The 17,700-nt window shown below is 65.3% G+C and carries 20 protein-coding genes and 3 pseudogenes; 10 read left to right on the forward strand and 13 right to left on the reverse strand.

The genetic code is table 11. The features are described from left to right. Positions 1-736: 736 nt before the first annotated feature. Together B9C43_RS57320 and B9C43_RS53745 are read right to left on the reverse strand one after the other, a co-directional pair. Positions 737-877 carry a hypothetical protein gene (locus B9C43_RS57320; protein WP_160097405.1) on the reverse strand — a complete coding sequence of 47 codons (141 nt, stop codon included), beginning with the start codon at positions 875-877 and terminating at the stop codon, positions 737-739. A gap of 13 nt (positions 878-890) precedes the next feature. Continuing rightward, on the reverse strand, positions 891-1,529 hold the full coding sequence (locus B9C43_RS53745; protein WP_200826143.1) for a DUF2461 family protein: 639 nt from the start codon (positions 1,527-1,529) through the stop codon (positions 891-893). A 94-nt stretch (positions 1,530-1,623) separates the two neighbouring features. Here B9C43_RS53745 and B9C43_RS59395 point away from each other — a divergent pair, with 94 nt between their 5' ends. From B9C43_RS59395 to B9C43_RS53760, 5 genes and pseudogenes are all read left to right on the forward strand, one after another. Further along, positions 1,624-2,301: a helix-turn-helix domain-containing protein gene (locus B9C43_RS59395; RefSeq protein ID WP_235039392.1), complete on the forward strand. Its 678-nt coding sequence runs from the start codon at positions 1,624-1,626 to the stop codon at positions 2,299-2,301. Further along, positions 2,301-2,693, forward strand: a complete 393-nt coding sequence (locus B9C43_RS58160) for a transposase (protein ID WP_235039393.1) — start codon at positions 2,301-2,303, stop codon at positions 2,691-2,693. The genes B9C43_RS59395 and B9C43_RS58160 overlap by 1 nt, the downstream gene beginning before the upstream one ends. Positions 2,694-2,741: 48 nt before the next feature. After that, positions 2,742-3,023 (forward strand): annotated as a pseudogene (locus B9C43_RS59400) (NADPH-dependent FMN reductase); the annotation flags it as partial. Positions 3,024-3,269: 246 nt separating this feature from the next. Beyond that, positions 3,270-3,653: a GNAT family N-acetyltransferase gene (locus tag B9C43_RS59405; RefSeq protein WP_235039397.1), complete on the forward strand. Its 384-nt coding sequence runs from the start codon at positions 3,270-3,272 to the stop codon at positions 3,651-3,653. 10 nt (positions 3,654-3,663) lie between these two features. Then, positions 3,664-3,858 carry a hypothetical protein gene (locus tag B9C43_RS53760; RefSeq protein ID WP_084434903.1) on the forward strand — a complete coding sequence of 65 codons (195 nt, stop codon included), beginning with the start codon at positions 3,664-3,666 and terminating at the stop codon, positions 3,856-3,858. A gap of 285 nt (positions 3,859-4,143) precedes the next feature. Here B9C43_RS53760 and B9C43_RS53765 read toward each other — a convergent pair whose 3' ends face one another. After that, positions 4,144-5,055, reverse strand: a complete 912-nt coding sequence (locus B9C43_RS53765; protein WP_084434904.1) for a phosphotransferase family protein — start codon at positions 5,053-5,055, stop codon at positions 4,144-4,146. A 14-nt stretch (positions 5,056-5,069) separates the two neighbouring features. Beyond that, positions 5,070-5,423 (reverse strand): glycine-rich domain-containing protein, encoded by a 354-nt coding sequence (locus B9C43_RS53770; protein WP_235039394.1) that lies wholly within the window; start codon positions 5,421-5,423, stop codon positions 5,070-5,072. Between the two features lie 351 nt (positions 5,424-5,774). Here B9C43_RS53770 and B9C43_RS53775 point away from each other — a divergent pair, with 351 nt between their 5' ends. The 3 genes from B9C43_RS53775 to B9C43_RS53785 all read left to right on the forward strand — a co-directional run bounded on the left by B9C43_RS53775 (position 5,775) and on the right by B9C43_RS53785 (position 8,234). Continuing rightward, positions 5,775-6,308: a GntR family transcriptional regulator gene (locus B9C43_RS53775; RefSeq protein WP_084434905.1), complete on the forward strand. Its 534-nt coding sequence runs from the start codon at positions 5,775-5,777 to the stop codon at positions 6,306-6,308. A gap of 30 nt (positions 6,309-6,338) precedes the next feature. Further along, positions 6,339-7,067 carry a GntR family transcriptional regulator gene (locus B9C43_RS53780; protein ID WP_084434906.1) on the forward strand — a complete coding sequence of 243 codons (729 nt, stop codon included), beginning with the start codon at positions 6,339-6,341 and terminating at the stop codon, positions 7,065-7,067. 630 nt (positions 7,068-7,697) lie between these two features. Further along, complete coding sequence (locus B9C43_RS53785; protein WP_456077605.1) at positions 7,698-8,234, forward strand: DUF3592 domain-containing protein; 537 nt, start codon at positions 7,698-7,700, stop codon at positions 8,232-8,234. A 1,268-nt stretch (positions 8,235-9,502) separates the two neighbouring features. Here B9C43_RS53785 and B9C43_RS53795 read toward each other — a convergent pair. The 5 genes and pseudogenes from B9C43_RS53795 to B9C43_RS53815 all read right to left on the reverse strand — a co-directional run bounded on the left by B9C43_RS53795 (position 9,503) and on the right by B9C43_RS53815 (position 13,302). Beyond that, a complete protein-coding gene (locus B9C43_RS53795) occupies positions 9,503-10,600 on the reverse strand; it encodes a lactonase family protein (RefSeq protein ID WP_160097409.1) in 1,098 nt (365 codons plus the stop codon). A gap of 144 nt (positions 10,601-10,744) precedes the next feature. Then, positions 10,745-11,920, reverse strand: a complete 1,176-nt coding sequence (locus B9C43_RS53800) for a glycosyltransferase (protein WP_084434909.1) — start codon at positions 11,918-11,920, stop codon at positions 10,745-10,747. 94 nt (positions 11,921-12,014) lie between these two features. Beyond that, a pseudogene (locus B9C43_RS60395) lies at positions 12,015-12,080 on the reverse strand (hypothetical protein); the annotation flags it as partial. A 37-nt stretch (positions 12,081-12,117) separates the two neighbouring features. Next, positions 12,118-12,525, reverse strand: coding sequence for a nuclear transport factor 2 family protein (locus tag B9C43_RS53810; protein ID WP_051897688.1), 408 nt, complete (start codon positions 12,523-12,525; stop codon positions 12,118-12,120). 252 nt (positions 12,526-12,777) lie between these two features. Next, a complete protein-coding gene (locus tag B9C43_RS53815) occupies positions 12,778-13,302 on the reverse strand; it encodes a helix-turn-helix domain-containing protein (protein ID WP_084434911.1) in 525 nt (174 codons plus the stop codon). A gap of 58 nt (positions 13,303-13,360) precedes the next feature. Here B9C43_RS53815 and B9C43_RS53820 point away from each other — a divergent pair, with 58 nt between their 5' ends. After that, positions 13,361-14,332 (forward strand): alpha/beta hydrolase, encoded by a 972-nt coding sequence (locus tag B9C43_RS53820; protein ID WP_084434912.1) that lies wholly within the window; start codon positions 13,361-13,363, stop codon positions 14,330-14,332. A 153-nt stretch (positions 14,333-14,485) separates the two neighbouring features. Here B9C43_RS53820 and B9C43_RS53825 read toward each other — a convergent pair whose 3' ends face one another. Further along, a complete protein-coding gene (locus B9C43_RS53825) occupies positions 14,486-15,283 on the reverse strand; it encodes an RNA polymerase sigma factor (RefSeq protein WP_327225554.1) in 798 nt (265 codons plus the stop codon). Between the two features lie 207 nt (positions 15,284-15,490). Beyond that, positions 15,491-15,595: pseudogene (locus tag B9C43_RS60040) on the reverse strand (sigma factor); the annotation flags it as partial. 14 nt (positions 15,596-15,609) lie between these two features. Here B9C43_RS60040 and B9C43_RS53830 point away from each other — a divergent pair. Beyond that, positions 15,610-16,344, forward strand: a complete 735-nt coding sequence (locus tag B9C43_RS53830; protein WP_084434914.1) for an NPCBM/NEW2 domain-containing protein — start codon at positions 15,610-15,612, stop codon at positions 16,342-16,344. A 154-nt stretch (positions 16,345-16,498) separates the two neighbouring features. Here the strand turns inward: B9C43_RS53830 and B9C43_RS53835 are convergent, their stop codons facing one another. Next, on the reverse strand, positions 16,499-16,810 hold the full coding sequence (locus tag B9C43_RS53835) for a hypothetical protein (RefSeq protein WP_084434915.1): 312 nt from the start codon (positions 16,808-16,810) through the stop codon (positions 16,499-16,501). A 91-nt stretch (positions 16,811-16,901) separates the two neighbouring features. Continuing rightward, positions 16,902-17,654, reverse strand: coding sequence for a hypothetical protein (locus tag B9C43_RS53840; protein ID WP_084434916.1), 753 nt, complete (start codon positions 17,652-17,654; stop codon positions 16,902-16,904). Positions 17,655-17,700: the final 46 nt, after the last annotated feature.

Genomic DNA, 17,700 nt, shown 5'->3' on the forward strand with positions numbered 1-17,700 from the left:
GAGACGAGGGTGCGGAGTGTGACGGCGTAGGCAGTGATCTCGTCTTATCCTGGCTGACTACGTCGACCAGCACCGCACAGGCGGCGGCGGATTATGTATGAACACTACATCCGGACACCGGACAAGCTCGTCGACCGATCGCTCAAACGGTTCACGCAACCGTTGCGGCCGAAGCGAATGCACTGCCCGTCCGCCCGCGCCATAGGCGGGGAAGCAGCCGACCTTCGTCGACACGGCGAACTGTCCTAAAGGTCCAAAGCGACAGTGGCGAGCACCTGATGCGAGGTAAAGTCACCGTGGTTGTACGCGGTATCAATGCCCCGCACACCGAGGGTCAGCGCATGCTCGAACAGACACCTGCCGGGACTAAACAGGTTATATCCCCGAGGACAACGCCTCGGTCATCTCGCGCGAACACCCAGGCCTTCAGCGGGGTTCCAGCACGGTCTTAGTGTCCACATTGGTCACACTGGCCACCACCGTCAGTTTCGCACAGATCGACTGACTGTCCGGACAACAGCACTCGCAACGCCGGCTCTTACCCGCGCCGCAAAGGTGATCTTCTTCCCTGCGGCGTACACTTCAACTGTTGACTCGTTGCGTTTGACCGTGGCGGAGAGTCCGCCACGCATGCAACTGCGGAGGGCGAGCCGAACGCGCCCCGGATGGTAAAAGGCCTTCGAGGTTTCGGTGCATCTGGTGCGGGCGTTGGCCGTGGCGACCTGTCGGCCACAGCTCACCCTCGCCATGTGATCCACACGGCCGTCGCGTCTCGTGGCACGGTCGCGATCGGCGCGGGTGGTGCGGTGACGTGGCCGTCGATCTCAGGGGCGGGGCCGCCGAGATGCATCCCGAGCTCGAGGGTTTGGCTGCGCACATCATCCGTGCTGTTACGGATCTTCCGGAACCGTGACGTGCTGAGCGAACCAAGACAGCATCGGGTTCAGGTCGGCAGCGGTGTCCAGCACCCAGTCGAGGGCTTTCGCAGTCACCAGCCAGTCGTCATGCTCAAGGGTTCGGCCGACGACCACGGACCGGTGCCGAAGCAGGTCGGCACGTTCATGTTGGGGCGAGTACCCGCGCGGGATCACCTTCATCACGTCCCCGCTGATCTCATAACCCTTGTGGCGCAACGTATCGATCGCCCGCGCAAGCGCCGGGCCGCTGCCCTTGTCGGCCACTGCGGCCCGGTACAGTTGGACCTGTCCCGGGTCCGGGTAGTGCCACGCGCCTTTCACGTGCAGGCCGTCGAGGTCGAACCGTAGGCCGATCTCCACCTTGCGGGCCAGCCTGATCGTCGCCGTCTGATGCTGCCACCACCACGTGTGTTTGCCGTAGCTCCAGACCGAGTAGTCAGCGTACGCCGAGTTCGCGTCGGCGACGTCGTTCAGCAGGGCGATCATCGGCCTACGCACCAAGCGTTCCCGGTCGTTGCGGTGTTCCTCGCGGACCACGTTCGACGGCTCACCGTCCAGTCGCAACAGAATGTCGAGCGCCTGGTCGGGCCATCCGGTGAATTGCCGAATCACGCGCCGATGCTAACCCTGTGAGGTTTCAAAACGCTGCGCCGGGACCCTGACCTGCGATGATCACACCGATCGACGAGCAAGGCATGATCGTCGAATGTGGTTACGGCTGATGTATCTGATCTTCCTCCGGCTCGGTGACTGGCTTGTCTTGCTCGGCCGGTCCTCAGCGTCCAAGGACGTGGAGTTGCTGGTGTTGCGGCACGAGGTCGCTGTGCTGCGCCGCACGAATCCACATCCGCGTGTGGACTGGGCTGATCGCGCGGTGCTCGCCGCGCTGGCGCGGCAACTGCCTGGCCTGCTGCGAAAGCATCGACTGGTGACACCAGGCACGATCCTGCGGTGGCATCGCCGCCTGATGGCCAAGAAGTGGATCTATCCCCACAGAACAGGACGCAGACCGATCGACCACAGCATCGTCGCACTGATCGAACGCATGGCGAGAGAGAACGCCGCTTGGGGATACCGCAGGATTCAGGGTGAGCTACTCAAGCTGGGCCACCACGTGTCCGCATCGACCATCCGCCGCGTGCTCAAACGTTTGCGGATCCCGCCAGCCCCGAACCGGAACTCGGACACGTCCTGGCGGCGGTTCTTGCCTACCCAGGCGCAACATTGTTGGCGTGCGATTTCTTTCATGTCGACTGCGCGGTCACGCTCAAGCGAGTCTATGTGTTCTTTGTGCTCGAAGTCGCCACTCGCTACGTCCACATCCTCGGCACCACCACCCACCCCGACGGGCCACGGACCACCCAACAGGCTCGCACTCTCCTGATGGATCTCGACGATCGGGCTGACGACTTCCGGTTCCTGGTCCGCGACCGGGCGGGCCAGTTCACCGCCTCGTTCGATGCCGTGTTCGCCAGCGCAGGCGTCAAGGTCGTCAGGATCCCGCCGGGCTGCCCGCGAGCGAACTGCTATGCCGAGAGATTCATCGGCACCGTGAGGAGCGAACTCACCGACCGGCTACTGATCATCGGCGAACACCACCTGAGAATCGTGCTTGAGCGGTATGCCACCCACTACAACACACGCCGCCCTCACCGAGCTCTACACCTGACGCCACCACGGCCAGACCACCCCATCGCGCACGCCAGCCCCACCCGGATTCGCCGCCACCCCACCCTCGGCGGCTTGATCAACGAATACGAATTCGCTGCGGCCTAACGTGCAGGTCACGACCATCGGCCGACTTTTGACACCCCGCAGCCCCTTCTCGACGAGGAGGAGCACCCGTCATCGGGCGTCTACCGGCATGAGCACACCCGCCGATGGAGCGCCATCGTCGACGCGGCGGACGGGTTCATCGCAGTGACGCCAGAATACAACTACGGGATGCCAGCGACTCTGAAGAACGCCCTGGACTACCTCAGCGACGAATGGGCATGGAAGCCGATCGGCTTCGTCAGCTACGGCAACACCTCGGCAGGCACCCGATCTGTCCAGCACGCCAAACAGGTGGTCACCACGCTGCGCATGGTTCCGCTGGGTGCCAGCGTCGCGATCCGTATTGGTGAGTCAGTGGAAAACGGGCAGCTACGAACGGACGCCGCCCGCGACGCGGCAGGCGTCGCCCTGGTGGACGAACTAGCCCGCCTCGCCCAAGCCCTGTGGCCCATGCGCGAACGCGCGCGAGCCGCGACCTCGCCTGGCCCTGTGCCAGGGTCCTATGCAAGACGGCTGACACCAGACGACGCCGCACAGGTCACCGTGCTGCAGCGGTGCTGCTGGGCGGAAGAGGCCATGCTCAACGACACCACGGCCGTACCGGCACTGCACGAGTCACTGGAGGAGGTACGCGAGTGGTTGGCGAACTGGCACACCACGGGTATCTGGCTCGACGGTCGACTGCTGGGAATGGTGCGCGCCCGCTCTGTCGGCACCGACTGGCACCTCGGTCGACTCGCCGTCGTGCCCGACCTGCGCAGTCGCGGACTTGGCCGATGGTTATTGCACACCGCCGAGGGCGCAGCCGGATCGAATCTCCACCGCATCCTGCTGTTCACCGGCGCCAAAAGCCTGCACAACATCCACCTCTACGAGAGCGAGGGCTACCAGCCAGTGCCAGCCTCCGCCCCTGACGGAACCGTCTGCCTTGCCAAAGAAATACCTGGCCAGCAGCGCTGACTTGTTCGGCATGGGGATCAGCGATGGCCTCGACATGACCGGCGAGGTCCACGGTCACCTCACTGGATGGTGGCGCACCGTCAAAGGCGACTGGCTGGGCCTGGTCAATTACGCCATCCCCTACGCCGACGGTCGCCGACACACACTGCAACTCACCGACCAACTCGTTCCCGGCTACGCACTACGCAAACGCGACAACACATGACCGCTGCTACACGTTCCAGCCCGAGGACACCCGTAGAGCTTCGTCCTTCCCCGGCACACCGCAGTTTTGGCGTTGTCGAACTCGGTGAGGGCGGGCGCCACGCGCCACCCCGCGCCTGATCTGCATGTCGCAGATGTGAAGTCATCCCTAGGCATAGATCATCCCGACGAGGGTTGTCCTCCTTCGTTCATGGGCACCTTGATGCGGTCCATGGGCGGATACCGTGCTTTATCTCAGTTCCGACGACTCGATGGCGAGGGGTTCGGCGGCAAGCTGCTGCCCCGGTCAACACTGCTGGGAAGGCGGCCCGCTGTGCGCTAGCCGGTAGCGTGCCCATTGGCGCGCCACGTCAGTGAGTCGTTCGCGGTGCGGGAGTGGATGTTTTCGTTGGAGGTATTCCCAAACACCCAGCACCACGATCGCGAAGACTGTGCGTGCGGCCTCAGATCCGGTGCTCCACACCGGCACTGAGTCAGCCCAGTGTTCCGCGTCGCGTGGCGTGTGTCCCGCCTCGATCAGGCGCAGTACCAGAAACCCTGTGTCCATCCAGGACGCTCCCAGGCGTGCCCATGCCCAATCCACCACCCGGGCGCGTGGAGCCATCAGAATGTTCAGCGACTGCAAGTCCGTATGCAGCAAGCACTGTCCGTCCCACAGATCCATCGCACCTAGTTCGCAGTCCACGAACCGGTCCAGGTTCGCCCGTGACCACGGGTCCAGATCGGACGGTGGATCACGCCGGATCCGACGCCACGCCGCCAGCCGCTCCCACTGGCCCACCACGCTGGGCACGCCACTGACCGGACTGGGGCACAAACCTTCCGCCAACGCTGCGACACTCAGCGCCACGAGCGGCAGATCAGCTGATCCCGGAGAAAGATCTGCATGGCGCCCGTCCACATGATCGAACCCGAGCATCAGCCACCCGCTCGTTTCCACCCGCCACCGCAGGCGCGGCGCAACCGAAGGCAACCATGCGTTGATGTCCGCCTCGTGCCGGTACGCCCGCGCCTGCGAGTGGTCTGTGATGATTCCCTTAACGAACAGCTGCTCACCAGTGTCTGCCACATGCAGCGTCGCCGCGAACTGCGAATTGCGCCCCGCGGACGCGGACTCGACCCGGACGACTCGACCCACCTGCCGCTCGACATCCTCGCGGACCGGGGCGGGCAGCTCATCCCATGTGCTACGAATCATTGCCGGTCAGCGTCTCACAGGGTCGATTCGGCCGCTGGCGGCGGCGGTGGATCGTCGGCGCACCCGTTGTGGCACTGCGTGCACTTCGCCTGCCCGGATGCGAACCACAACTCGGGATCTACCACGTATCCAGCTGCCCGAATGGCTTCGACAGTGCGATGCAGCGCCATGGCAGGCTCACCGGCACCAGCTCGCGCCTCGTCGGTCGGCACGTGGTCGATGAACCGTCCCGCGACCCGGTGGCAGAACTCCCGATATTCCCGGGTGTGCAGCACAAACGCGTGCCACTCAGGATCCACCAGCCGACTCGGCGACAACGGCTTGCCGTCAACGGCGCAGGTGCCGAGGAACGCCAACGCTTGGTCCACCACACGGACCGCCTACGCTGGCTCGTATCCCTCGTCCATGACGACCCGACGGGTCAACCGCTCGAACAGCTCTCCTGTCACCAGCGAGCGGCCTGTCGGCCGCTTCACAGCGATAGTAGTCATCGTTAGTCCCCTTTCACTGTCCCGAATCACTCCAGACTCAGCCAGGTGAACCCGACCACGCGGACCTGTCCGACTGTCCTTCAATACAGAGCCGCGACCTAGGTCAGCCTTACTGCAATATCCGAAAGGCAGCAACATCGCTTTGGAGCGTCGAGGCAGCTTTACTGCCTTACGACTAAGGTCACGATCAGGAGTGCCGAGCACCCCATGAGCACAGGGAGCCGAGCGATGACCACCGCCGGTCCGTGGACGAGCGTGTCAATGCCGTATGTGACCAGCCGCCGCGGTAACGCGTGGGGCGCCGAAGCCGCCGAACACGGAGGCACAGGAACCCAGAAACTGCTGACCGTTGACGAGCTCGCAGCCTCCCCCACAATCGCCGACATGCTGGGCCTGAACACCGGCGAGCCAGTGGTCGTACGACGCCGCCTCATGCTGTTCAACGACCATCCCGTCGAACTCGTCGACTCGTACTACCCCGCAACCATCGCCCGCGACACCAGACTGGCCGAACCCCGCAAAATCCCCGGCGGCGCCGTCGCGTTCCTGACCGACCTCGGCCACCCGCCCCGCCACCTCCGCGAAGACGTCAGCGCCCGCTTGGCGACACCAGAGGAACGCGCCGCACTGCAGTTGGAAGATCCGTCCTGCGTCCTACTGCTCTCACGCACCCTCATGACCGACAACGAACTGCCAGTCGAAGCCAGCATCATGACCATGGTCGCCGACGGACGACGGCTGCGCTACGAGCTGACCCCATGACCATTTCGACCACGTCCCCAGGAATCGGCTTTGCCCCGCGCACATGACACTCGCCCGCGACACCAGCAGATCGCCGCGGAACTACGCGACCTCATCATGCGCGGCGAACTACGCCCCGGCACCCAACTGCCCTCTACCGCACAACTCGTCGCGCAATACAACGCAGCCAACGCCACCATCCAACACGCACTCAAAGCATTGAAAGACGAAGGCTTCCTCGACAGCCGAGTCGGCAAAGGCGTCTACGTCCGCGACCGACAACCGTTCGTCATCGACGCTGCCGCCTACATTGCACCCGCACCTGGCCGGTTCCGCTACCAGCTGCTCACCGTCGACAACGTCGTCCCGCCCGCCGACATCGCCGACGGACTGCACCTTGCGCAAGACGCGACCACCATCGTTCGCGCCAGAATTCTCATCCACGACGAGCAACCCGTTGAACTATCCACTTCGTACTATCCCGCTGAGATCGCTGCCGACAGCCGCCTGGCCAAGTCCGCGAAGATCCGCGGCGGCGCGCCCCAAGCACTCGCCGATCTCGGATTTCCTCAACGGACCTTCATCGACCGCATTTCGGTGCGCGCCCCGACACCGGAGGAAATCGAAACGCTGGACCTCCCTGACGGGACGCCGGTGATCCGGCAGTTGCGCATCATCTACAGCGACAACGAACGCCCCGTCGAAGCCTCCGTCCTCATCAAAGGCGGACACCTTTACGAGCTACTATATCGGCAAGCCATTACTACCGAACCTCATTGAGCCTTTCCGCGTAACGTCTGGTGGCTGTGTGTGATCAACGAGTACCGCACCCGCACGACGGCATGCCGATGGTCGGGGGGTCCGGTGGCTGAGCCCCGCCAGGAGGGGGTCTTGGGGATTGCACCCCCAAGAAACGCAAGCACGCGATCCCGGTGAGCGCGTTCCGCGAGCAGGGTGCCGCCCAATCTCGTGCCCCCGGCAGAAGCCCTAAAGGATGGGATCTGGGCTGACCAGCGGTTTTCGTTTGGGCAGTTGGTCGTAGAGATCGGGATCGTTCTGGGCAGGCTTCAAACCACCATACGGTGAACAGTTACCCGTGCCACATATCCGCACGCCGTGTGGCATAATTGCGCGCAGCGGACCAAAACTCTCACGGCGGTGGACATGTGGAGAATCAATGTCTTGGGAGCACTGTTCGCGCTAGTCGGAATAATGGTATGGCTGTCCGCCTGCCACAGGCTGTGGCTCGTTTGGCGGTTGCGGCGCGGGGTCCGCACCACGGCGACAGTAGTCGAACACGTTGCTGACCCAAACGAAAGCTCCCCGACGCCGGTGATCCAGTTCCTGGACCAACGGGGAAATCCGCGAACGTTCACGCCTGCCACCTCCTCCTGGACACGTGCCCACGGGATGCTTCCCATAGGCGCCAAGGTAGAGGTCTCCTTTCTCCCGAAAGACCCGAAGCAGGTTCGGCTGCTCAGCGACACAGTGGAGCTCAACGCCGACAAATCGCTCGATGGCCGTGTCCGACGTTTCCTTACCTACACACTGGCATCGCCGCCCTTTCCCGGGATGTCGCTCGAGCGCCAGGAAAACCGGCTTCGGCGGAAGTTCCGGAATCGTGGAATCCGCACGATAGGCACGGTCGTCAGCACGAAACCGTCCGAGTCCAAGCACAGATACCACGCACCGAAGCTCCGCTTCGCGAACCAGCAGGGCGAAATGGTCACCTTCGTCGATCGCACAGTGCAAAGCAGCGTCAACGGCAAGCAGTACGGACTTCCCGCGATCGGCGAGCATGTCCCGATCGTCTACCTGCCGGAATCACCACAGACAGCCATCATGACCGGCGCCATGCGAACGTTCAACGACCTCGCCGGCCGGTTCGCCCTCGGGCTCGTTGCCATCGGATCCGGCCTGGTCGTCATACTGGCCGCTCCGGAATAACGACGGGCTGACCGGCCACGGTTTACCGGTGAGTGGGTCCAGCCCAGCGGCATTGTCGTCAGGCACCTATGAGCTTTCCGCGTAACGTTCTGGTGGCTGTGTGATCAATTTTTGTTGGTTATGTGGTTCTGTGGTGTTCGTGGTGAAGCAGGATCAGGGTAGCGGCGGTGATGCTGCCGAGGCTGCGCTTGCCGAAAATCTCATCCGTGCTGGTCACCGCCTGATCACACGACATCAACGCCGTCACCTCACACAAGGACCGACTATCAAGGCAGCATGATCGGCCGTGCTGCTGCGACTGGCCTACCTCGGCCTCACCAACACGTTCACCCTACTTCGCCTGCTCCCGACGACCGACCGGAATAAGGACATCGAGATCCTGGTGTTACGGCACCAGATCGCCGTACTGCAACGGCAACTCGGTGGCGCACGCGTGCGGTTCAGTCCTGCTGATCGGGCGTTGTTCGCCGCGCTCCTGCACCGACTACCACATCGGACCTTGCACAGGCTCTGTCTGTTGGTACGTCCGGATACCATCCTGCGCTGGCACCGGGACCTGCTCCGCCGACGCCACGCTGAGATGTCGCGACCGAAACGCCCGGGCCGACCGCGCACCATCCGATCCATCCGAGTCCTGGTTCTGCGCCTGACCAAGGAGAACCCGAACTGGGGCTACCGCCGCATCCACGGCGAACTTCTCGTCCTCGGCATCAAAGTCGCCGCCTCGACCGTGTGGCAGATCCTTACCGACGCCGGCGTCGACCCAGCACCCGAACGCGCGTCCAGCACCTGGGCCCAGTTCCTCCGCTCCCAAGCCGACGCCTTGCTAGCCTGTGACTTCCTCGAAACCGTCACCCTCACCGGCGCCCGCATGTACGTGCTGCAAACGGCGGGACTGATTTATGCTGGGGTGTCTCGGTTTCTGCTGTGTAAGTCCTTTGTGGACCACTGGTCGTGTGCGGGCCATGGGGTTGAATCCCCTCGGCTCGCGCTGGTCGGTGCCCGGATCTACCTGCCAGAGGAGCAGCTCACCGACCCGGTCCGCCGGGCTGCGCTCGATATTCCGGACACCGTGACATTCAGGACCAAACCCGAGCTGGCACAAGACATTCTCGCCGAGGCGATCGCTGAGCAGACCAGGAGTGCCACGGCTGGGGTCGCCGGTCGTGGGGTGGAATCTTCGTTGGCACGGGCGCCGGTCGTGGAATGTCAGCCTGCGCGTCGCGGCGATGCCGTTTTGCTGCCACCGCCGCGTCGCGAGCTGGGTGCTATCCCCTCACTACCACCGACTGGAACATCGAGAACTCGCCCCTGGCGTCGAACGGCGAGTTGGCCAGAGGCGTCAGCACGCCGGTTTTCGACATGTCGAACCCGAACACCTCGCCGCTGGTGTCCTCGTTGGTGACGTACAGGTGGCGGGCGTCAGGGGTGAGGGCAGGCCAGACCGGCGTGCCGCCCGCCGGCGTCGGCGAGTTCCCGACGGACTGCAGCGTGCCGTTGGTGAGGATCTTGAAGACCCACACGCCCCGCGTTGGGCCGGTGGCGTCCCCGTGGCTGGCGACGAACACGAACCGCCCGTCGCGGCTGATCTCCGCGGACACCGGCAGATCCGGGGCCAGCGCCACCGGAAGCGGGGTCAACTGCCCGTTGTCACCGATCTTGAACGGTCTGATCTCGTCGGACACACCGCAGGCCAGATACAGGTAACGGCCGTTCGGCGTCACTCCGATGCCCAGCGCCCCAGGCCCGACCGGGACCTTGCTCCGGTACTCGAGCGTGTCGTCTGCCTGCACCTCGAACGTACTGAGCAGGCCCGGAGCGGTCGAGAACGGCTCGCCGGTGCCGACGAAGACGAACCGGCCGTCGGCGCTCACCGCGACGCCACGTGCGGACAGCCTTCCGTCACCGACGGGCACCGGGTCGCCGGCCGGCTCGAGCGTGCCGTCGGTGCGCACGGTGAACGCCGAGACCGACGTCGGCTCATCGTCGAGGTTCGTCACGTACACCGCGTCACCGGTCGGTGAGATGGCGATGCCGAACGGGTATCCGGCAGTCTTGACCTTCTGGAGCAACGTCAACCCGCCACCCGAGTCGACCTTGTAGGTCGAGACCAGGTGGGCGTCGCCGTTCTCGACGTACAGGAAATCACCGTCCGGCGAGAAGACCATGCTGCGCGGCTGGTCAGCAGTCCTGACCGGGTCACCGAGCGGAACCAGGTCACCGGTGTCCGTGATGGTGAAAATCGAAATGTTGTCGGAGTTGGCGTTGGACACATACAACGTGGGACCGACCGGCGCGGCGGAAGCCGGTACCGGCACGACCCCGGCGAGCATGATCGTGGCAACGGCTAGGAGAATTCGACGCATGTGAACCCCCAGTGGTCGATATGCGCCAATCAACGCTACGCTCAGTTGTTCGAGTCGGCTAGCCGGTTCTCGGCCCGGTTTGCTGATCATCTCGAACGACCACACCGACGAGTCGGCCACTGCGTCCTAGATGGACGAGCGAGGTCATCCCCGGTCAGCATCCGTGAGTTTCGCCAAGAAGCTGACCGCCTCGTCGACCGGAGGCAGGGCGGCGATCTCCTCGGCCATCACACCCGCTGCCTTCCGGTAGGACGGCTCGTTGAGCACGCGGGTCACGGCGGCCTGCAGCTCCTCGGCCGTGGCCGGCGCCGCTTCCCCGTCGCCGACACCGATCCCCGCGCCGACGGCCGCGACCCGCTCCGCGTTGTCCGGCTGGTCCGCGAACTGCGGCACCACCACCATCGGCACTCCGGCCGCGAGCCCGCCGAGCACGGTGCCGGTGCCGCCGTGGCACACCATCGCCGCCGCGTGGACGAGGACGTCCTGCTGCGGCACCCATCGCTCGACGTGCACGTTCGGCGGGAGCGCCGACCAGGTCGACGGGTCGCCGCTGTCGCCGACCGTGACCAGCACCCGCACCGGTAGTTCGGCGAGTGCCTCGACGACAGTGCGGAACGCGGCTGCGGCGAAGGGCACGCCTGCGGCCACCGTGCCGAACGTGGCGTACACGAGCGGCGCGTCGTCGTTCGCCCACCAGTCGCGCAGCGGCGCGCTGCCGGCGGCGGCGGGCACGCGGAAGCGGTGCACCTCCGGGCCGGCCTCCGCGCGCGGCACCTCGAGCGATGGCGGCAGCAGGCTGAACGACGGCGCGCGGTGCAGGTTCTCACCGTCCGGGTCGCCCGGGAGCCCGAGCGATTCGCGGTACGCCACGAGCGCCCGCGCGGCCAGGGGGAGGGTGAAGTCGACGAACTTGTCGAGCCCGATCAGCATCTGCACGTGCGGCACCCCGCGCAGCTCGGCGGCAATGGCCGAGCCCAGCTCACCGATCTCCCGCAGGATGACGTCCGGCCGCCACTCGTCCAGCGCGGCCAGCATTCCCGGCATGATCGACCGGGCGGCGAGCTCCGCGCCCAGCGTCACCATGGTCTCGTTGCGCTTCTCCGGTTCCGCCGCCAGGAACTTCGCATGGAGCGCGGCCCGCTCGTCCGGGTCGACGTCGGGGCACGGCCAGTGCCGATGCCCGGCACGTTCGACCGTCCCGGCGAACGACTGCGGCGCCGCGACCAGCACATCGTGCCCGGCTCGCAGACAGGCGCCGGCGATCGGCAGCATCGGACCGAAATGACCGTTGTTGGCCGTCGTCGCCAGCAACACGCGCATGACATCCCCCCAGACTCTCGCTGATCGAATACTGGCACAGCTTCGGCCGCCCCGGCAGGGACCAGTAGTGCTTTGGTACGTGCCGGTGCGTGGCTCACCTGCTGGTCGGTTCGAGTACGAAGATCGGGATCTGGCGGTCAGTCTTGCGTGAATAGTCGGCGTGGCCCGGGTAGGCGTCTACTGCCCGTGACGAGCACTCAGCTGCCGACCGGCTCCTGTCCTGCGCTCGGGGGCACGCTCGGCATCGGGTGCTCGGTCGGCGCCTCTTCGACCTCTTCCATGAAGAAACGGGATCGCACGATCTCGTCGCCCCGCACCGTGATCACGATGACCCCGCGCATATCGGCCGCGCCGGGCCGGATGTAGTGGAACTCGCCCCAGAAGTCGTCGCCGACGGTGACCGAGTCGACGACCTCGACGCGGATGTCCGGGAATGCCTTGAGGATCATGACCCAGTTCTTCCGCACATTCTCCCTGCCGACGAACGCGCGTGCGGGGTGAGCGGGGTGCGAGGTGTCCACGTCCTCGGCGAAGTTGCTGGCGATCGCGTCGATGTCGTGCGCGTTGATGGCCTCGATCAGCCGCTTGACAGCGGGAATCTCCATGCCGCCGAGGTTAGCGTGCGCCGCGTTCGCGGGTCTGTTGCCCAACCCCATGAGACATCAATCGGCCAAGATCCGTTGCACTATGTGTCGCTGTTTCCGCGGCGCGTCGAGATCCTCACGCAGAAATCCGGATCAAGTCGATCACAGAAACTGATCACGGGCGATGGTGTCGGCGATCCACACCTTGTCCTCGGCGGGCGGTGTGAAGTCATTGCGGTCGGGGGATTCGCGGCCTAGGGCCTGCTGGCGACGTTATTCCACCGGCATGGTCACGAAGCTGATCATGCGGCGTGTGCGGTCCTGATTGGGATCGCGGTCCATTCGGGTAGTGACGGCCGCGCGTATCTCGGCCTGTAGTTCCGCCATCTCGGTGTCGGTCAGCCACAGCGCGGCTTGCTGGTAGGTCACGCCGTCAGCGGTGGGGTCGGCCGGTTCGTGGGCCAGGTACTCATCGAAGTCGGCCAGTAGCCCGCCGATGAACGCGGTGAATGTCCTTCGGTGGTCGTCGGTGGTCATGGTGGCTCGGTCGGCTGGGTCGATCTCGGCGCGGTGCCAGCACACGCGGTACGTGCGTTCGACCGTGCCTCGTATCCGTTTCTCGTCAAGCACTTCGAGCACGCCTGCGGCCGCGAGTGCCGCGACGTGCCGGTACATGGTCGCTGGCGGGATGTCGGGCAGCCGCTCGCGCAGCTGCGCGGTTGTAGCCGGGAGACCGTCCAGGAACGTCCGCAGGACGCGCAGCCGGACGGGGTGTAGCAGCAGGTCAAGGGTCGCCATGGACATATCATTACCCGCTCTGGTATTAATATCAAAACTGATAACAATGGAGGTGGGCATGACCAAGCCCGACGCGACCACGGGATCTGGCGTGGCACGGGAGATCCAACTGACCCTGCCGGCCGACGACGGCCTCGCCCTTGCGGGCACGCTCACCCTGCCCGCAGGCGTCGGCCCGCACCCGGCCGTGTTGTGCGTGCCGGGCTCCGGAAAGATCGACCGTGACTCCAACGCCGCACGTGTCCGCATGGATCTCGGTCGCCCGCTGGCCACCGCTCTGGCCCGGCTCGGCATCGCCTCACTGCGCTACGACCGCCGGGGCGTCGGCGCCACCCCGGGCGACTGGCACACCGTTGGGTTCCTGGACAACCGGGCCGACGCCGCGGCCGCCCTGCGTGCCCTGCGCGGCCATCCGGAGATCCACTCGCACGCCGTCGGCGTGCTCGGGCACAGCGAAGGCGCGGTGCACGCGATGTGGCTAGGCGCCCATGCCCAGCCCGCCGCCGTGGTCCTCCTCGCCGGTTACGCCCGCCCTGGTGAACAGGCCGTGCGCTGGCAAGGTGCCCAGCTCGCCGACACGCTGCCGCGCCCGATCCGCCCCCTGCTGCCCATCCTGCGCCGCGTCGCCACCCGGCAACTGACCCGGCTGGGCGCAACCACCACCGACACCGCCCGCATCGGCGGCATGCGGATCAACGCCCGGTGGTGGCGCGAGCAACTGGCGTACGACCCCCGCCCGGATCTTGCCCGCATTCCGGTTCCGGTCCTCGCGATCACCGGTGACAAGGACGTCCAAGTCGACCCCAAGGACCTGGACGTGATCGCGCATCTGGTGCCGGGCGGTGCCGAGACCCACCGGATCCCCGGCCTGACCCACGTGCTGCGCCGTACCGACGGCCCAGCATCCGTTTTCTCCTACCGCCGACTGCTCCGCGACCCAGTGGACAACGATCTGCTCACCCACGTCGCGCGCTGGCTGTCCGACCGACTAGGTGACGCCACACCAACCAACCGGCGGCAGCCGCGATGAGACACCTGGACAGAGTCTGGCCAGACACCGGTCCTACGCAAGTCTCTAAGAAGCCGATGAGTTGGCCCCGGGTGCTCCCCGCGATGTCGCCGTGGCGTTGTTCGTGCCATCGCGGGTTGCCGATGGTCCCTGGTGGTGGGCGAGTTCCCCTGGTCACAGGGCGGCAAGTCGTCGTTGGAGAAAGCGGCGTTCAGGGTCGGAGTGGGCGAGTTCGAGGGCTTGCCGGTACGCGGTGCGAGCTTCCTCGGTGCGGCCGAGCCGGCGAAGCAGTTCACCGCGGGTCGAGTGGAAGTACTGATAATTGGTCAGGTCCAGTCGTTCCACGATCGTCAACGCTGCTTCCGGCAAGCTGGCCTGGGCGAGAGCTACCGCGCGGTTGAGTTCGACGATCGGTGACCGGGTCAGGCTGGTGAGTTCGTCGTAGAGCGCGACGATCTGGGGCCAGTCGACGGGTTGCTCGGTCTGCAGCGCGGCGATGGCTGCCTGGATGAGGTACGGACCACGATGTCGGCCGGTGAGCGTCCTGTCGACAATGGAGCGGCCTTCGGCGATCTGTCCGGAATTCCACAGCGTGTGGTCTTGGTCTTCGAGCAAGACCAAGTGACCGTCCACCACTCGGGCCGAGCGTCGGGCGTCGTGACACAGCATGAGCGCAAGGAGGCCGAACGCCTCGGGTTCGTCGGGCATGAGGCCGGTGAGCACGCGTGCCAGTCGGATCGCTTCGCTGGCGAGGTCGGCACGGCCCCCGTAGCCCTCGTTGAAGATCAGGTAGATCACCTTGAGCACGGCGGCGAGGCGTTCGGGCAGCAGGTGGCCGGGTGGGACGCGGAACGGGATGCCGGCAGTTTCGATCTTCATCCGGGCGCGAGTCAGGCGGCGCTTCATGGTTTCGGTGGACACGAGAAAGCACCGGGCGATCTCGTCGGTTGCGAGGCCGCCCAGGGTTCGCAAGGTAAGCGCTACTTGAGCTTCGATGGCCAGTGCCGGGTGGCAACAGGTGAAGATGAGTTTCAGGCGATCATCGGGGATGGTGTCGTCGAGCACGGTGTGCTCCTGCACTTCTGGTGTCGCGATAAGCGGGAGCTTGGCCGCCAGGGTCTTCTCGCGCCGGAGCTGATCGATCGCCCGGTTGCGGGCGGCGATGGTCAGCCAGGCTCCCGGGTTGAGCGGCGTGCCATCTCGTGGCCACCGCTCGGCCGCGAGCGCGAAGGCATCCTGGGCGGCGTCCTCGGCCAGATCGAAATCGCCGAGGAAGCCGACCAGCGACGCCTGGAGGTATGGCTGGTCAGGGCGGGCGGCGAAGGCTGTGGCGGGAACGCCTCGGCGTGACCGCCGACGTCCTGCAAATACTCGGGTGGCTCGGCCTGCCGGGCCTCCTGGTCATCGGCGGGTTCCTGCTAGGCACGTCCTCTGAGGACGCCAGCCCACCGTCACAACCCACTCCCACGACACCGACTGTGACGATCCCGTCCACTCAGCCACCGAGCCCGAACACTCCCGCACCGCCCGCGCCATCGGTGTCGACGACAACGGCCGAACCGACGACCGAGCGAGCACCGGAGAGTGTGCTGCTGGCAGACCTGCCACGGGTCAACGGAAACAACGACATCGATATCGACGTCACGGACGTACAGATCAACGGTCTCAGTTACCCGAACAGCCTGCACTACAACTGCTCGCTGTACTGCGACGGGACATCGCCGGCGACGTATGGCGTCGTGCTCGGCCGGAAGTACACCCGGTTGCAGGCGACCGTCGGAGTCGTCGACTCCGGACCCAATAACCCAGTGAGGTTCGAGATCGACCTGGACGGCAAGGTCCACACCTACACTGCCCAACTCGGCAAGCCCGCCGACGTTAACCTCGACGTGACCGGCGCGTTGCAGGCGAAAGTACGTATCTATGCTCCCGCGCCACTGAAGTCGCCATTGGCAGCGGGCGTGGACGCCGCTGGCGGCAAAAGCTCGGTACTCCCCAACGCGGCATTGGGGCATCCCGTGTTACTGCCGTGAATAACGCGCGACGAGGTAGCCCATCTTGATCGCCGGGCGCAAGCCTGACCATGCCCTCGCCTGGGACCGTCGATGCGCGATACGGGACCTGAAGTCCTACGAGCGCTAGGACGCGACTGGGGATGTGGACGTGTTGCAGGCGTTTGGCGAGTGATCAGGTGACGTTTCCGGGCTGTTCCAGCAGGTCCACTATAGACAGTCCTGTCTCGCCGCCGACGAGTTCGAGAGCAAGCTCGGCACGAGCCGCCAACTCCAGCGGCTGGATACCCGAGTCAAAGAATCCATGAGCGATGCGGTCGAGCCCGGCCCCGAGCAGTGGCGCCACAGTGCGCAGCGTCGCGTCGAGGACCACGCTGCTGGTCGATCCCCCGTGGAGAACCACATTGCGGGCCCGGTAAAGCCTGCGCATCGCGATCTGGACGGCGTCTCGGACCTCGGCCAGCACCCGTCGAGGATCGGCGATCATGTCTTTCATCCGTTCAGCCGCCGCAAGGTCACTGTGCTTTGTGCCTCTGCCTGCGAAGTTGAGAACCTCGAGGCCGTGCGTGGCAATCTGGTCAGCCAGCAGTGGCTTGGTTGATCCGGGCGGCGAGCTCGAGCGCGTCGTCGATGGCATGGCGGGCGTTGTTGACGTCGTAGAGGTGACCGAGGCGTTGCAACGACAGAATGTCTGCACTGCGGGCCGGACCGGCCACCGGCAACGGTTCGGGATGGCTGGCTACCCACAGATGCGGCAGTGCGGCCAAACCTCCTCGATCCTTGCGGATGAATAGCGATCGGGCCGACATGCGCTCGTAGAGTTGCCGTACCTGCACGGCCGCGCCATACGCGTCGCGCGCGGTGATGGCGTATGTGAACCCGCCTCCGCTGCGCACGCCTTCGGTGTCGAAACCGTTGGCACGCAGCCAGGCAATGACGCCGCCTTTGGACACCCAGCCTTCGGTCTGCTCTGCGATTGGCCGGTCGGGGATCTTGTCGAAGGCAAGAAGTACGTCGAACGGTCGAGGGGAGCGGCTGGCCAGCGCAGCGGCGCTCTCGACGATCTGAAAGCTGTCAGCCTGAGATTGGCGCAGTTCGGTCACCCAATGCGCTGCGAGATAGGGCGCCGTGTAGCCCAGGTCAAGGAGATGAGCGGCCATGGTCCGGGCCAGGCGTTCCGGCTTGACCGCCTTCCCGGCTCGCAACGCTGCTGCCCAGCGATCCAGATACCCGACCGTCGCATGATCAATCAGGTGCCGCAGTCGACGGTGCCCGGGACTGGGGTCGCTGATCGCACCACCATCGAGCAGGCCGATGAGTTCTTTGCGCAACTCTTTCTCGCCGATCCCCAGGTCCGGGCCCGCCAGCTTCTTCAGC

Source organism: Kibdelosporangium aridum (genome assembly GCF_900176515.1).
In the GTDB taxonomy this organism is placed as follows: Bacteria; Actinomycetota; Actinomycetes; order Mycobacteriales; family Pseudonocardiaceae; genus Kibdelosporangium; species Kibdelosporangium aridum.

Bases quoted from the DNA above. Each gene is read 5' to 3' on its own strand.
- B9C43_RS59395 (WP_235039392.1), top strand. From the start codon at position 1,624: ATGTGGTTACGGCTGATGTATCTGATCTTCCTCCGGCTCGGTGACTGG.
- B9C43_RS58160 (WP_235039393.1), top strand. From the start codon at position 2,301: ATGGATCTCGACGATCGGGCTGACGACTTCCGGTTCCTGGTCCGCGAC.
- B9C43_RS59405 (WP_235039397.1), top strand. From the start codon at position 3,270: ATGCTCAACGACACCACGGCCGTACCGGCACTGCACGAGTCACTGGAG.
- B9C43_RS53760 (WP_084434903.1), top strand. From the start codon at position 3,664: ATGGGGATCAGCGATGGCCTCGACATGACCGGCGAGGTCCACGGTCAC.
- B9C43_RS53765 (WP_084434904.1), bottom strand. From the start codon at position 5,055: ATGATTCGTAGCACATGGGATGAGCTGCCCGCCCCGGTCCGCGAGGAT.
- B9C43_RS53775 (WP_084434905.1), top strand. From the start codon at position 5,775: ATGACCACCGCCGGTCCGTGGACGAGCGTGTCAATGCCGTATGTGACC.
- B9C43_RS53785 (WP_456077605.1), top strand. From the start codon at position 7,698: ATGCTTCCCATAGGCGCCAAGGTAGAGGTCTCCTTTCTCCCGAAAGAC.
- B9C43_RS53795 (WP_160097409.1), bottom strand. From the start codon at position 10,600: ATGCGTCGAATTCTCCTAGCCGTTGCCACGATCATGCTCGCCGGGGTC.
- B9C43_RS53800 (WP_084434909.1), bottom strand. From the start codon at position 11,920: ATGCGCGTGTTGCTGGCGACGACGGCCAACAACGGTCATTTCGGTCCG.
- B9C43_RS53810 (WP_051897688.1), bottom strand. From the start codon at position 12,525: ATGGAGATTCCCGCTGTCAAGCGGCTGATCGAGGCCATCAACGCGCAC.
- B9C43_RS53815 (WP_084434911.1), bottom strand. From the start codon at position 13,302: ATGGCGACCCTTGACCTGCTGCTACACCCCGTCCGGCTGCGCGTCCTG.
- B9C43_RS53820 (WP_084434912.1), top strand. From the start codon at position 13,361: ATGACCAAGCCCGACGCGACCACGGGATCTGGCGTGGCACGGGAGATC.
- B9C43_RS53830 (WP_084434914.1), top strand. From the start codon at position 15,610: ATGGCTGGTCAGGGCGGGCGGCGAAGGCTGTGGCGGGAACGCCTCGGC.
- B9C43_RS53835 (WP_084434915.1), bottom strand. From the start codon at position 16,810: ATGATCGCCGATCCTCGACGGGTGCTGGCCGAGGTCCGAGACGCCGTC.